The following is a 13,430-nucleotide window of genomic DNA, read 5'->3' as shown; positions in this document are numbered from 1 at the left end:
TCACCCGCTGCGAGCAAGCCTAACGTCACGGAACCCCGCGTTGCCACGCGATTTTGCGCAAGAATGGTCAATCGAAACGCTATCGATGAAAAACCCCGGCGCGAAGGCCGGGGTGAAGGGCGGGTGACAATCAGTCCTGCAGCGGCGTCGGCTGCAGGATTTCAATCCAGTAATCGTCCGGATCGCGAATGAACGCCACGTAGTTCATGCGGCCTTCATGCAGGCGCTTCTGGAAGGTAACGCCGAGGCGCTCAAACCGCTCGCAGGCGGCGCGCACGTCCGGCACCGTGACGCACAGGTGGCCAAAGCCGCGCGGCTCGCCGTTGCCGTTGTGGTAGTGGAAATCCGCCTGATTTTCGGTGCCGTGGTTATGGGTCAGCTCGAGAATGCCCGGCTGGCTCAGCGCCCAGCGCTTGCGCTCGTCGTCGTCCTGCGGGATCTGTTCACGCGGGCTGCGCGTCAGGTAGCAGATGGTAAAAGCGGCTTCTTCGAACGTTTCCAGATAGACCGGGGTAAAGCCCAGCACGCGGGTGTAGAAATCCAGCGCTTTGGTCAGATCCTTCACGCGGATCATGGTGTGGTTGAACACGTAACCGTCGGTTACCGCGTCCGGTTGGGCCGCCACGCCGGGCAGCGTCAGTAGGTCATTCAGTGGCATCAGAGATCCTCCTCAGGGTGTCGGCAGACTGTAGGTGAAATCGATGCTAATCTAAAGTGATTGTTTTTAACTAAAACGATAACTAAAAGTGAATGTTCGATGAAGCTGAGCCAACTGAAGTTTTTCTGCACCGTGGTGGAGCATAAAACCATCGCCGCCGCTGCACGCGAGTTGCACTGCGTACCTTCCAACGTCACGCTGCGGCTGCGCGAACTGGAAGAGTCGCTGGGCGGCGAGCTGTTTTTCCGCGACAAGAACCGGCTGTACGTCAATCCCAAAGGGCGGCTGTTCTATCAGCAGGCGCGCGACATTGTGGCGCAGGCGGAGCGCAGCAAGCAGCTGTTCGCCGGCGAGCATCAGCATGGGCTGCTGAACCTTGGGGCGCTGGATTTCTCGCTGGTCAGCCATTTACCGGCGCGCATTGCCCGGCTGCGCCGTTTACAGCCTCATCTGCACATCAACGTGCTGAGCCGTGACTCGCTGGTGCTGGAACGCATGCTGATTGACAGCGATCTTGACCTGGCGATCACCGACGGCCCAATTGAACACCCGCTGCTGGCCAGCCAAAAGGCCTTCGATGAACGGCTGGTATTGCTGATGCCGGCCGATACCGGGGAACCCGACGCCGCCACGCTGGCGCCGCTGGAGTTTTACACGTTCAGCCGCGAATGTTCGTTTCGCCTGAAGGTGGATCACTGGCTGGCTTCACGCGGGCTGAAACCGCGCATGACGCTGGAAATGGAGTCTTATGCCGCGATGGCGGCCTGCGTGCAGGCCGGTTGTGGCGTCGCCTGCGTCCCCGGCTCGCTGCTGCCGCTGATCTTGCCGGCGCCGGGGCTAAAGGTGGTGGAAATGGGCGAGGAGGGGGTGAGCGATCTGTATTTCGTCTGGCGACGGCATCAGCTGTCGGACGAGCTGCAGACCATCCTGGAGATATTGGCGCGCCCGGTGTGAACCGGGCGCGCGTTTTCAGGCGATGCGCAGCGAAGGCTGCTGTTCGCTGCGGCGAATCACCACCGGGATCGACTTCGAGGTCGGGGTACCGGTACCGTCGCCGAAGCTGGCCAGTGGCACCAGCGGGTTGGTTTCCGGGTAGTAGGCTGCCAGGTTGCCACGCGGGATGTCGTAACTCACCAGCTTGAACCCATCCACTTTACGCACCACGCCGTCGTTCCACAGGGTTTCTATCTCTACCCGTTCGCCATCCTGCAGGCCCAGCGCCGCCAGATCTTCCGGATGGATGAACAGCACCTCACGTTGGCCGTAAACGCCGCGGTAGCGGTCATCCAGACCATAGATAGTGGTGTTGTACTGATCGTGTGAGCGCAGCGTTTGCAGGGTGAACGGCGCTTTCTCGCTGCCCAGCTGCGGGAACAGGGTAGTCGGCAGCGCGGCGGCGCTGAACTCTGCCTTGCCGCTCGGCGTGGCGAAGCGCAGTTCGGCGGCGGCATTGCCCAGGTAGAAGCCACCGGGCTGGTCGCAGCGCCGGTTGAAATCCTCGAAACCGGGAATGGTGGCGGCAATGTGATCGCGGATCAACGAATAGTCGTCGGCCAATTCCAGCCAATCCAGCTGCTGGGTGCCCAGCACCGCGTCGGCGATGCCGCAGACGATCGCCGTCTCCGAACGTTGGGTCTCCGCCAGCGGCTTGCCGATACCTTCCGAGGCGTGCACCATGCTGAACGAATCCTCGACCGTAATGTACTGCGAGCCGCTGGCTTGCATGTCCAGTTCGGTGCGGCCGAGCGTTGGCAGGATCAGCGCATCTTTGCCGGTCACCAGGTGGCTGCGGTTAAGTTTGGTGCTGATGTGCACCGTCAAATCGCAGTTGCGCAGGGCGCGGGCGGTGCGCTCGGTGTCCGGCGCCGCGGCGGCCAGATTGCCCCCCAGCGCGATCAGCACTTTCACTTCGCCGCGCAGCATCGCTTCGATCGCTTCCACCGTGTTGTGGCCCACCGCGCGATTGGCGGTGAAGTTAAAGTGGCGTTCCAGGCTGTCGAGCAGCGCCTTGGGCGACTTCTCGTCGATCCCCATGGTGCGGTTGCCCTGGACGTTGCTGTGGCCGCGTACCGGGCACAAACCGGCGCCCGGTTTGCCCAGTTGCCCGAACAACAGCTGCAGGTTGGTGATTTCACGCACCGTCGCAATAGAGTGCTTATGCTGAGTCACGCCCATCGCCCAGGTGCAGATCACCCGCTCGGCGCCCTGGTAAGTGGCCGCCGCCTGGCGCAGCTGCGCTTCGCTCAGGCCTGACTGCGCGGTAATGGTCTGCCACTCGGTGGCGTCCACTTGCGCCAGGTAAGCCTCTACGCCAACGCTGTGCTGTTCGATAAACGCCAGGTCGAACAAGGCGGGTTCACCGGCGGCCAGGCGCTGACGGTGGGTTTCCAGCAGGGCTTTCACCATGCCGCGCACCGCCGCCATATCGCCGCCCAGATTCGGTTGGTAATAGGAAGAGCTGATCGGCGAGGATTTTGGCGTCAGCATTTGTACCGGATCCTGCGGATCGGCGAACCTTTCCAGCCCGCGCTCGCGCAGGGTGTTGAAGCTTACGATGCGCGCGCCGCGTCGGGCGGCGTTTTTCAGGCTGTGCAGCATGCGCGGGTGGTTGGTGCCGGGGTTTTGGCCAAACACGAAGATGGCGTCGGCCTTTTCGAAATCATCGATGCGGATGGTGCCTTTGCCGACGCCGATGCTCTGCTTCAGGCCAACGCCGCTCGCTTCGTGGCACATATTGGAACAGTCGGGGAAATTACTGGTGCCAAGCATGCGGCCAAACAGCTGATAAAGGTACGACGCTTCGTTGCTGGCCCGGCCCGAGGTATACAGCTCGATCTGGTTCGGATTGTCCATGCCGTTGATGTGCTTGGCGATCAGCGCCAGCGCGTCCGGCCAATGGATAGGTTCATAGTGGTCAGTTTCGGCGTTGTAGCGCATCGGATGGGTGAGGCGCCCCTGATACTCGAGGAAATAGTCGCTCTGCTGCTGCAGGGTGCTGACGCTGTGGGTGGCGAAGAACTCGGGCTCCACGGCACTGCGCGTCGCTTCCCAACTGACCGCTTTGGCGCCGTTTTCGCAGAAGCTGAAAGTGCTGTGGTTGTCGTCGCCCCAGGCGCAACCAGGGCAGTCGAAGCCGCGAGCCTTGTTGACGCGCATCAGGTTGCGCATGTTTTTTAGCGTTTGTTTACTGTCGAGGACAAAGCGGGTGGTGGCTTCAAGCGAACCCCAGCCGCCCGCCGGGCCGGTATAAGGCTTGATTGACGGTTTGAATTTCATGGTGACACTTCGCAGGTGGTTGTAGCTAAAAAGTAAACGCTTTTTTATGCGTCTTGCGTATTTATGTCACAAGTTTAGGGGCGCTGCGGGGTGGCGTCTAATCGAATGGGGCAATGGCGGCATAGAGCGCATCTATCGCTGGCGGGCGGCGCCGTAAACAAATGGTTGCATAAAGACACCCGCTGCAAAAGAGTAATGGTTTCGTCTGAAAGTGAATTAATGCAGTCTATCTCGCGGATTATATTGGCATTTTATTCAGCCTGCGGGCCTGAGGAACACAGCGTGAAGCGTTCAGTATCAGTGGTGATCGGCGGTATATTACTGCCCTTAGCGGCGCAGGCGGCGGAAACGACGCCCAATTTTCCCACCATGACCCCGCCGGCGATAGACGCCGCCTCTTACGTTTTGATGGATTACACCACCGGCCAGGTGCTGGCTGCGGGCAATGCCGACGAACGGCGCAATCCGGCCAGCCTGACCAAACTCATGACCGGGTTAGTGATCGACCACGCGCTAGACCAGCGCAAGATTGGCCTCGACGATGTCGTCACCGTGGGGAAAGACGCCTGGGCGCAGGGCAATCCGGTGTTCAAAGGGTCTTCCTTGATGTTCCTGAAGCCAGGTGACAGGGTCACGGTGCGCGATCTCAGCCGTGGCATCATCATCGATTCCGGTAACGACGCCTGCGTGGCAATGGCGGACTATGTGGCGGGCAGCCAGGCCAACTTTGTTAAGCTGATGAACGAGAAGAGTGCGCAGCTGGGCCTACAGAACACCCATTTCGAAACGGTACACGGGCTGGATGCGCCTGGGCAGTTCACCACCGCGGGCGATCTGGCGGTGATTGCGCGCGCCATCATCATGAGTGAGCCGGCGGAATACCATATGTACAGCGAGAAGTCGCTGACCTGGAACGGCATTACGCAGCAGAACCGCAATGGCCTGCTGTGGGATAAGACGCTGCACGTCGACGGCTTGAAAACCGGGCATACCGCCTCTGCCGGCTTCAACATTATTGCCTCCGCCACCGAAGGGGATCGCCGCTTGATCGCCGTGGTGATGGGTGGCAAAAGCTCCAAAGGGCGTGAGGAGCAGGCGCGTAAACTATTAACTTGGGGGCTGCGCGACTTTACTACTGTGCACCTGTTCAACGCCGGCCAGAGTCTGGGGGAAGAGCCGGTCTGGTACGGCGAGAATCACCGGTTACCTGTCGGCAGCGCGCAAGAACAGTCGCTCAGCCTGCCGAAAAACGAGGCGGACAAGCTGAAGGCCCAGTACGTGATCAATGCCGCGCGGCTGGAAGCACCGATCGGCAAAGGGCAGACCGTCGGCGAGATCCGCATCAGCGACAATGGCCAGGTGGTGAAAACCCTGCCGCTGGTGGCGCTGCAGGCGGTGCCGCAGGGCGGCATGTTCTCGCGCCTGGTGGATTACGTGAAGCTGAAGCTCTGACTCATCGGGCGGGCGCCGCCGCCCGGTGGTATACTGAGCGCGAATGCCGATCATTGAGCCGCGCTATGGATATTAAACAACTGATTTATTTGTGTAATTTAGAACGAGAACGCCACTTCGGCCGGGCGGCGGAGGCCAGCTTCGTTAGCCAGCCGACGCTGTCCATGCGATTGAAAAATCTGGAAAAAGAGCTGGGTGTTTCGCTGATTAACCGCGGCAACCATTTCGGTGGTTTTACTGCCGAAGGTGAGCGGGTGCTGGCGTGGGCGCGTGAGATCGTCTCGGTTTACCAGGGGCTGAAACTGGAGGTGGAGTCGCTCAAGCACGGCTTGCACGGCACGCTGCGTCTTGGCGTGGTGCCGCAGTGCAGTATCTCGGTATCGGAAATGCTCAAGGCGGTCAGCGAGCGTTACCCGCATCTCGATTATCGGCTGGCGGTGCTGAGCGCCGATCAACTGCTGGAGGCGCTGACGGCGCATACCGTCGACATCGGCATCGGCTTTTTCGAGCTGTCGACCTTGAAGGAGCTGCATTTCCAATCGCAACCGCTGGTGGAAACCGGCGTCGAGTTGGTATTTCATCCGCAACACTTCCCGAAGCTGGTGGGCGATACGCCGTTGCCGCTGGAGGCGGTGGCCGCTTTGCCGCTGTGCCTGGCCGAGCCGACGCGTTATTTCCGTCGCTATCTCGATCAGCACTTCCGCGACGCCGGGTTAACGCTGCACACGCGGCTGGAGACCGCTTCGATCTTCCAACTGCTGGAGGGGATTTTCGTCGGCCTGGGCTGTGGGTTGTTCCCGCGCGGCCAGCTGCAATCGCCGCTGATGCCGGCGTTGCAACGGCGTCCGGTGGCCATCGGCGCCATGCCGCGTCATGCGGCGGTGGTGGTCGATATGGCGGAGCGCGCCACGCCGCTGGCGCAAAAATTCTTCGACGCCGCCAGCGAGTGGCTGCGTCAGCAGAATGTCTGAAACGCGGCGTATCGCGGCCGGTAGTCAGGCCGCGTAGCGATCTTCAGTCGGCGGCGATGAAAGATTCGGCATCGCCCAGCGTTTGGCGCAGGCGGTTTTCCCAGCCGTAGAGCGCGGCGGTGAGGATCACTTCCAGCGCCTGCGCCTGGTTCAGGCCGCTGTTGAACAACGGTTGCACGCTCTGCGGGGTGAATTTCTCCGGTGCGCGCGTCAGTTCAGCGGCGGTGTGGATCACAGCGCGTTTGACCGTATCCTCGGTAGACGCCACCCCCTGAGGCAGCCCGCTGAACAGCGCCTGGGCCAGTCCGTCATCCTGTAGCTCTTGCGCAACGGTAGCCGCACAGTAACGGCTGCCGTTGATGCGCGAGACCGCCAGCGTCGCCAGCGCTTTCAAGCGGCTCGATAACCCATACCCTTCGGCATTGATGCCGTTGAACACGCCGTTGCGCTCGCGCAGTGCGGCGGCATCGTGCGCCAACAGCAGATAGTAAGATTCGGCGCGCGCCTGCGGATGGCTCTGATCCAGCACGTCAAGCTGTTCAGCGGCGGCAGTTTCCACGTCAATCGGCGGCAGGCGTGCAGTCCAGCTCAACTCTTCGGTGCTGAAAGCGATACCATCGGCGTCTTCGACATTAGGGAAACCGGGCACCACCACCGCCGGTCGGCCGGCCAACGCCGCCACACCCGCCACTACGCGCGCCTGATAGCTGACAAAACCGATGACCTGCGAGAAGGTGACAATATCCGCCGGGCTCAGCCCGACATCGCCAAGCTGTTGCAGCGCCTTGCGGCAAATCAGCGTGGGCTGGCTGGCGAGTTGGCGAGCGTATTGGGTGATCTGGGCGAGGCGGATATTGCTTTCCCGGGAGGCGTCCGGGCTGTGCAACGGGGCGAGGCGGGCGGCGTAGTGGCTACAAAGTGACTGCACGCCGGTCACCTGAGCGACGGTAAGCGCGGTGCTGAGGCGATCGTATGGTGACAATGTCACGTATCGTGATAACGACACCTGGTCGGGAAACAGGGCGTGGTAGCTGGCCAGTGAGGCGTTGAATACCCCAGCTCGGGCGCTGAGCGCGCTATTTAACGCTTCATCGGCGAAGGCGCCCAGCCCCAGCAAAAAACGATCGCGCAGGGTAGCCGCCTGCGGCTCCAACGGCGCATCGCCACGCACGCTGCTTTGGGTTTCGTGATACCACTGGGCGTTATGTTGTCGACGGAGTCGTTCCATGGGGTCAATCCTTAATCACGGTCAACAGCCGCCGGTACATACGGCAGCGGCGGCTGGACAAAGAGGCAACATGCCCGCAGGCGGGGCGAAAGGCGGATTTAGCGCAGCTCATCGCAGTACAGCGCGTGGCCGTAAACAGAGAAACCGGCGGCCAGCGTGAGCAGAAACTGCGTGAGGTGGCGATGGCGAAGGCTGTTCATCAGTGCGATATCCTGTCGTATGAGAGGCTCAACGTAGGGGATATCTTCACCGATCGCCCAGGCGAGATAAAATAATGTTACGGACTAATCAATAACTGAAAGGAATAAAATATAAGGATATATAACAATAATGTAATTTGTATGTGCGCTTTCTCGCTAAGCGGCAGGCGCGCACGGCAATAAAAAACCCGCCGCAGCGGGTTTGCATGTACAGCCGTGGCTCAGAAACGGCCGCCGTCGCGTCGCCAGGCATCGGCGGTCAGCGCCTCGCCGAAATGGCTGGCGATAAGCCGCTTGGTCAATTCGTGCAACGGCGCCGCCAATACCTCGGCGGTGCTGCCGCGTTCGACGATTTCCCCTTCGTGCATCACCAGCACCTGGTCGCTGATATGCTTCATCATGCCAAGGTGCTGGGTGACATAGATATAGGCAATGCCGTGTTTTTCCTGCAGTTCCAGCATCAGGTTGATGATTTGCGAACGCATCGACATGTCCAGCGAAGCCAGCGCCTCATCGGCGACGATCACTTTCGGCTGCAGGATCAGCGCACGCGCCAGCGCGACGCGCTGTTTCTGCCCGGAAGCCAGCATGTGCGGATAATAGTAGGCGTGATCCGGCAGCATGCCGACCTGGCGCAGCGTCTGGTTGATGCGTTGCTCGCGCTCGGCGGGTTCCAGATCGGTGTTCAGCCGCAGCGGCGCGTCCAGCAGTTGGCCGATGCGTTGGCGCGGGTTGAGCGAGGTGCTCGGATCCTGAAAAATCATGCGAATGCGCTGGCTACGGTAGCGATAATCGCCAAATTCCAGCGGGTGATCGTCGATCAGCAGTTCGCCGGCGGTCGGTTCCACCATGCCGGAGAGCATCTTCGCCAGCGTGGATTTGCCGGAGCCATTCTCGCCGATCACCGCCAGCGTCTGGCCTTCGCGCAGGGTAAAGCTAACCGATTTCACCGCCTCGACGTGCTGGCGACGGAACAGCCCGGTACGGTAGCGGTAGGTTTTACTCAGGTTGCGCACTTCCAACAGCGTTTCCATGTTATTGCTCCTCCATGTTGAGCGGGAAGTGGCAGGCGAAGAAGTGGTTCTTGACCGGGCGCAGGCGCGGCGTTTCGATGCATTTCTTCTGCGCGTAAGGGCAGCGCGGCCCCAGGCGGCAGCCGATAGGCAGGTGTTCCAGCGAAGGAATAGCGCCCGGCAGCGTGTTCAACCGGCTCTTGTGCGGCAGCGAGCGGCCGAAGTCAGGCATGGCGCGGATCAGCGCCTGGGTGTAAGGGTGGTGCGGCGCGGCCAGCAGCTCTTCGCACTGGGCGCTTTCTACCGTTTGCCCACAGTACAGCACGTTCACCCGGTCGGCCCACTTGCTCATCATCTGCAAATCGTGGCTGATCAGCAGAATGGTGGTGTTGTTGTTCTGATTGAGGCGTGCCAACAGGCGGAAAATCTGTGCCTGGGTAGTCGGCTCCATGGCGTTGGTCGGCTCATCGGCGATCAGCAGCCGCGGCTGGTTGGCCAGCGCGATGGCGATCATCACTTTCTGACACTCGCCTTCGGTCAACTCGTACGGGAAGCTGCCCATGATGTCGTCGTGATCCTTGATGCCGACGCGGTGCAGCAGTTCGATGGCGCGGCGTTTGCGCCAGTTGAAGCGCTGCCACCAGTGTCCCTTGTAAGTCCAGCCCGGGATGGCCTGCGCCAGCTGGCGGCCGATGCTCTCGGAAGGATCGAGACAAGACTGCGGTTCCTGGAAAATCATCGAGACGTTGTGGCCCACCAGCCTGCGCCGTTCGCGCGGGCTCAGCTGCAGCAGATCGATGTCGTCGAAGCGGAAGCGATCGGCGGTGACGCGCCAGTTGTCTTTGGTCACGCCGCAGATGGCTTTGGCGATCAGGCTCTTGCCGGAGCCCGATTCGCCCACCAGGCCGCGCACCTCGCCCTCGGTCAGCGTCATGCTGACGCGATCGACCGCCTTGACCGGCCCTTCGGCGGTCATAAATTCAATCGTCAGATTGCGGATATCGAGTAACGGCATTATTCCACCCCGGCATTGATTGCGCGGCGCATACCGTCGCCTAACAGGTTAACCAGCAGCACGCTGACGAGAATGGCCGCGCCGGGCAGCATCACCGTCCAGGGGGCGACGTACACCAGCTCAAGCGAATCGCCGAGCATCGCTCCCCATTCAGGCGAAGGCAACTGCGCGCCGAGATCGAGGAAGCCGAGCGCGGCGATATCCAAAATGGCCATCGACAGCGCGCGGGTGAACTCGGTCACCAGCACCGCCGCGATGTTCGGCATCACTGCGTACCACAGGATCTGCAGCGTGGAAGCCCCATCGAGCCGCGCCGCCACCACGTACTCTTTCTCCAGCTCGTCGTGCACCGCGCTGTAGATGGTGCGCACCATGCGCGGCAGCAAGGCGAGCCACACCGCCAGCATGGCGTGTTCAAGTTTGGGGCCGATAAACGCCACCACCACGATCGCCAGCAGCAGCGACGGGATGGACAGCAGGGTATCGAGAATGTGGTTGAGCACCGCCGAGCGCAGCCCGTGGGTGACGCCGGCGAACACGCCGAGGATCACCCCGCAGAACGCCGCGGCCAACGTCACCGCCAGCGCAGAGCCGAAGGTGGCGGCGGTGCCGGTCAACAGACGGCTGAGGATGTCGCGCCCGAGATCGTCGGTGCCGAGAAAGAACGACACATTGCCGTAGCGCGACCAGGACGGCGGCAGCAGCTGATAGCCGAGGAACTGCTGATCCAGCGCGTAGGGCGCCAGCAGGCTGCCGAACAGTGACAGCAGCAGCAGGGCGATCACCCCGTAAAAACCGATCATCGCCAGCGCGTCGCCGTAGAAAATCCGCCAGGTGTAGCGCAGCGGGCTCGGCATCTTTTTCTCGCGGTATACGTTATCGAAGGGCATACCATTCCTTATGTTTCAGCGGGTTGGTTGCCGCACCCAGAATGTCGGCCAGGACGTTAATGGTGATCACCAGCGTGCCGACCACCATGACGCCGGCGGAGATCGCCGCATAGTCCTGCTGGCGAATGGCGTTGATCAGCCACCGGCCGAGGCCCGGCCAGCTGAACACCACTTCAGTGATCATCGCCAGCGTGAGCATGGTGGAGAACTGCAGCCCCAGTTTGGGGATGATCGGCGGCAGCGCATTGTGCAACACGTGCCGGCGAATGATGGTGAAGCGCGACAGGCCGCGGGTGGCGGCGGCCTTGATGTAGTTTTGGCTCAGCACGTCGTCGGTGCTGATGCGCATCAGGCGCACCACTTCGGTGGTGGGCGCCACCGCCAGCGCGGCGATCGGCAGGATCATGTGGCGCAGGGCGCTGCCGATCATCTCGGCGCGGTACGGCGAGTCCGACAGCCAGGCGTCGATCAGCGCGAAACCGGTGATCGGCTTCACCTGATACAGCAGGTCGAAACGGCCGGAAACCGGCAGCCAGCCCAGATGCAGCGAGAAGAACAGCATCAGCAGCAGCGCCAGCCAGAACACCGGCATCGAGAAGCCCAGCAGCGCGAAGGTGCTGATGGCGGTGTCCTGCCACTTGCCGCGCAGCACGCCGGCGATGATGCCCAGCGGAATGCCGATAAACAACGCCAGAGCGAAGGCCAGCAGGCACAATTCCATGGTAGCCGGGAACACTTCGCGCAGCTGTTCGCTGATCGCCTGACCGTTGATGCTGGAGACGCCGAAGTCCCAGTGCAGCAGGCTGACGAAGTAGAACTGATAGGCGTCCAGCAGGGCGGCGCCGTTCAGCGGCGCGCGCGGCGTGAAATAACTCAGGCTGAAGCTGACCAGCGTCAGGAAGAACAGCGTGATCAGCAGCAGCAAAATGCGGCGCAGGGTAAAGATAATCACTTTTTCACCTCCGGCGCGGATTCACGGTACACCCCGGCGAACGAGGCGTTGCCGAACGGGCTCAGCACCAATCCCTTGATGTCGTAGCGGTAGGCCTGCAGCCGCAGGGAAGAGGCCAGCGGCAGCACCGGCAGTTGCTGCTCGAGGATTTTCTGCGCTTTGCGGTAATTGTCGATGCGCTGAGACAGCTGCTGCGACAGCAGCGCATTCTGCAGCACCTCATCGAAGCCCGGGTCACACCAGTGAGCATAGTTGGTTTGCGAACGGATTGCCGCGCAGCTCAGCAGCGGCCGGAAGAAGCTGTCCGGGTCGTTGCTGTCGGTGGCCCAGCCGGTCAGGGTCAGATCGTGGTTCATCTCCATCAGGCGCGCCTCCTGGAAGCGGCCCTCTACCGGCACGATGGTGACGTTGATGCCCACCTGGCCGAGATCGGCCTGAATCAGCTCGGCGGTTTTCAGCGGGCTCGGGTTGTAAGACTGCGAAGCGGTCGGCACCCACAGCTTCAGGTTCAGCTGGCCGACGCCGGCCTGCCGCAGCATTTCGCGCGATTTGGCCGGATCGTATTCGGTGACATGCGCGTCGTTGTCATAGGCCCAGGAGGCTCGCGGCAGGATCGAGGCGGCGGTTTCCGCCGTACCGTAATAGATCGACTGCATCAACCGCTGGTTATTGATCGCCAGCGAGATCGCCTGGCGCACGTTGAGGTTGTCGAGCGGCGGTTTGCGGGTGTTGAACGCCAGGTAGGCGATGTTCATCCCCGGGCGCAGCGTCAGGCGCAGGCGCGGATCGTCGCGCAGGATAGACAGCTGGCTGGCCGCCGGATAGGCCAACACGTCGCATTCGCCGGTCAGCAGCTTGGAAAGGCGGCCGGTGCCGCCGGCGCCCAGATCGATCACCACCTGCGGCATGCGCGGCAGGCCTTTCCAGTAGGCGGCGTTGCGCGCCAGGCGAATATATTGCCCCGAGCGGTATTCGTTGAGCAGGAACGGGCCGCTGCCGACCGGCTCACGGTCGATCAGCTCCTGGTGGCCTTCGCGCGTCAGCGTGTCGGCGTATTCGGCGGATAGCACCGGCGCGTAGTGGGTCGCCAGGTGCCACAGGAACGAGGCGTCCGGCGACTGCAGGCGAATCTCCACCGTGTAGTCGTCGAGCTTTCTCACACTCTGCACCGAATCGCCGAACTGCAGGCTGTCGAAATAGGGGTATTCGCCGCCGTTGACGTCGTGATACGGGTGTTTCTGGTCAAATACGCGCGCGAAGCTGAACACCACGTCGTCGGCGTTCATCTTGCGGGTAGGCGTGAACCAGGCGGTGGTCTGGAACGGCACGTCTTTGCGCAGATGGAAGCGGTAGGTGGCGCCGTTGTCCAGCACTTCCCAGCTTTGGGCCAGCTCGGGGATCAGCCGGTAGGTGTAGGGATCGACATCCAACAGGCGATCGTACAGCTGGGCGGCCAGGGTATCTACCGTCAGGCCGCTGCTGGCCATTTGCGGGTTAAAGGTATTCAGTATGCCGCTGACGCAATAAACAAAGCCGCTCTGGCGAATGTCCGGCAGCGGCGCCGCGCTGGGCGCGGGCGGTGTTGTCGCGGCCAGGGCGGAGCCCGTCAGGCACAACGACAATATCCAAAAGGGTAAACCACGCATAGAGGCTCATGGGTTAATCAGCAATAGCGTTAGTGTATCGCACTCTGACCGGCAGCCCAATCCATTGAGCAAAATCGCTGAGTTTTCTGCGACTTGATTAATCAGGCCGTCCAACGGCGTGAAAAAAAT

At 61.6% G+C, this 13,430-nt stretch carries 11 protein-coding genes; 3 read left to right on the top strand and 8 right to left on the bottom strand.

Annotation, left to right across the window (positions count from 1 at the left end; genetic code table 11):
• Positions 1-130: 130 nt before the first annotated feature.
• Positions 131-658, bottom strand: a complete 528-nt coding sequence (gene gloA / locus EGY12_RS19620; protein ID WP_004930603.1) for a lactoylglutathione lyase — start codon at positions 656-658, stop codon at positions 131-133.
• Between the two features lie 99 nt (positions 659-757).
• Between gloA and EGY12_RS19615 the strand changes: the two genes are divergently transcribed.
• Complete coding sequence (locus EGY12_RS19615; protein ID WP_123895080.1) at positions 758-1,612, top strand: LysR family transcriptional regulator; 855 nt, start codon at positions 758-760, stop codon at positions 1,610-1,612.
• Between the two features lie 15 nt (positions 1,613-1,627).
• Here EGY12_RS19615 and EGY12_RS19610 read toward each other — a convergent pair whose 3' ends face one another.
• On the bottom strand, positions 1,628-3,934 hold the full coding sequence (locus tag EGY12_RS19610) for an FdhF/YdeP family oxidoreductase (RefSeq protein WP_123895079.1): 2,307 nt from the start codon (positions 3,932-3,934) through the stop codon (positions 1,628-1,630).
• Between the two features lie 282 nt (positions 3,935-4,216).
• Here EGY12_RS19610 and dacD point away from each other — a divergent pair, with 282 nt between their 5' ends.
• Together dacD and EGY12_RS19600 are read left to right on the top strand one after the other, a co-directional pair.
• The gene (dacD, locus tag EGY12_RS19605; protein WP_123895078.1) at positions 4,217-5,386 is read left to right on the top strand and encodes a serine-type D-Ala-D-Ala carboxypeptidase DacD; all 1,170 of its coding nucleotides are present in this window, start codon (positions 4,217-4,219) and stop codon (positions 5,384-5,386) included.
• 65 nt (positions 5,387-5,451) lie between these two features.
• Positions 5,452-6,357 carry a LysR family transcriptional regulator gene (locus tag EGY12_RS19600; protein WP_025303008.1) on the top strand — a complete coding sequence of 302 codons (906 nt, stop codon included), beginning with the start codon at positions 5,452-5,454 and terminating at the stop codon, positions 6,355-6,357.
• 43 nt (positions 6,358-6,400) lie between these two features.
• Here the strand turns inward: EGY12_RS19600 and EGY12_RS19595 are convergent, their stop codons facing one another.
• The 6 genes from EGY12_RS19595 to sapA form a co-directional block, all read right to left on the bottom strand.
• Entirely contained in the window at positions 6,401-7,585 is a 1,185-nt protein-coding gene (locus EGY12_RS19595) for a peroxidase-related enzyme (protein ID WP_123895077.1), read from the bottom strand.
• Between the two features lie 421 nt (positions 7,586-8,006).
• Positions 8,007-8,819 (bottom strand): putrescine export ABC transporter ATP-binding protein SapF, encoded by an 813-nt coding sequence (gene sapF / locus EGY12_RS19585; RefSeq protein WP_123895076.1) that lies wholly within the window; start codon positions 8,817-8,819, stop codon positions 8,007-8,009.
• Between the two features lies 1 nt (position 8,820).
• Positions 8,821-9,813, bottom strand: a complete 993-nt coding sequence (gene sapD / locus EGY12_RS19580; RefSeq protein WP_004930587.1) for a putrescine export ABC transporter ATP-binding protein SapD — start codon at positions 9,811-9,813, stop codon at positions 8,821-8,823.
• Positions 9,813-10,703: a putrescine export ABC transporter permease SapC gene (gene sapC / locus EGY12_RS19575; protein ID WP_004930580.1), complete on the bottom strand. Its 891-nt coding sequence runs from the start codon at positions 10,701-10,703 to the stop codon at positions 9,813-9,815. Before sapC ends, sapD begins: the two co-directional genes overlap by 1 nt.
• Positions 10,690-11,655: a putrescine export ABC transporter permease SapB gene (gene sapB / locus EGY12_RS19570; RefSeq protein WP_038880380.1), complete on the bottom strand. Its 966-nt coding sequence runs from the start codon at positions 11,653-11,655 to the stop codon at positions 10,690-10,692. Before sapB ends, sapC begins: the two co-directional genes overlap by 14 nt.
• Entirely contained in the window at positions 11,652-13,301 is a 1,650-nt protein-coding gene (gene sapA, locus EGY12_RS19565) for an ABC transporter substrate-binding protein SapA (protein ID WP_049202406.1), read from the bottom strand. The genes sapB and sapA overlap by 4 nt, the downstream gene beginning before the upstream one ends.
• Positions 13,302-13,430: the final 129 nt, after the last annotated feature.

The organism is Serratia sp. FDAARGOS_506, from assembly GCF_003812745.1.
GTDB lineage: Bacteria > Pseudomonadota > Gammaproteobacteria > Enterobacterales > Enterobacteriaceae > Serratia.
Note: the sequence above shows the minus strand (reverse complement) of the source record. Positions and strands in the feature narration are given on the sequence as shown.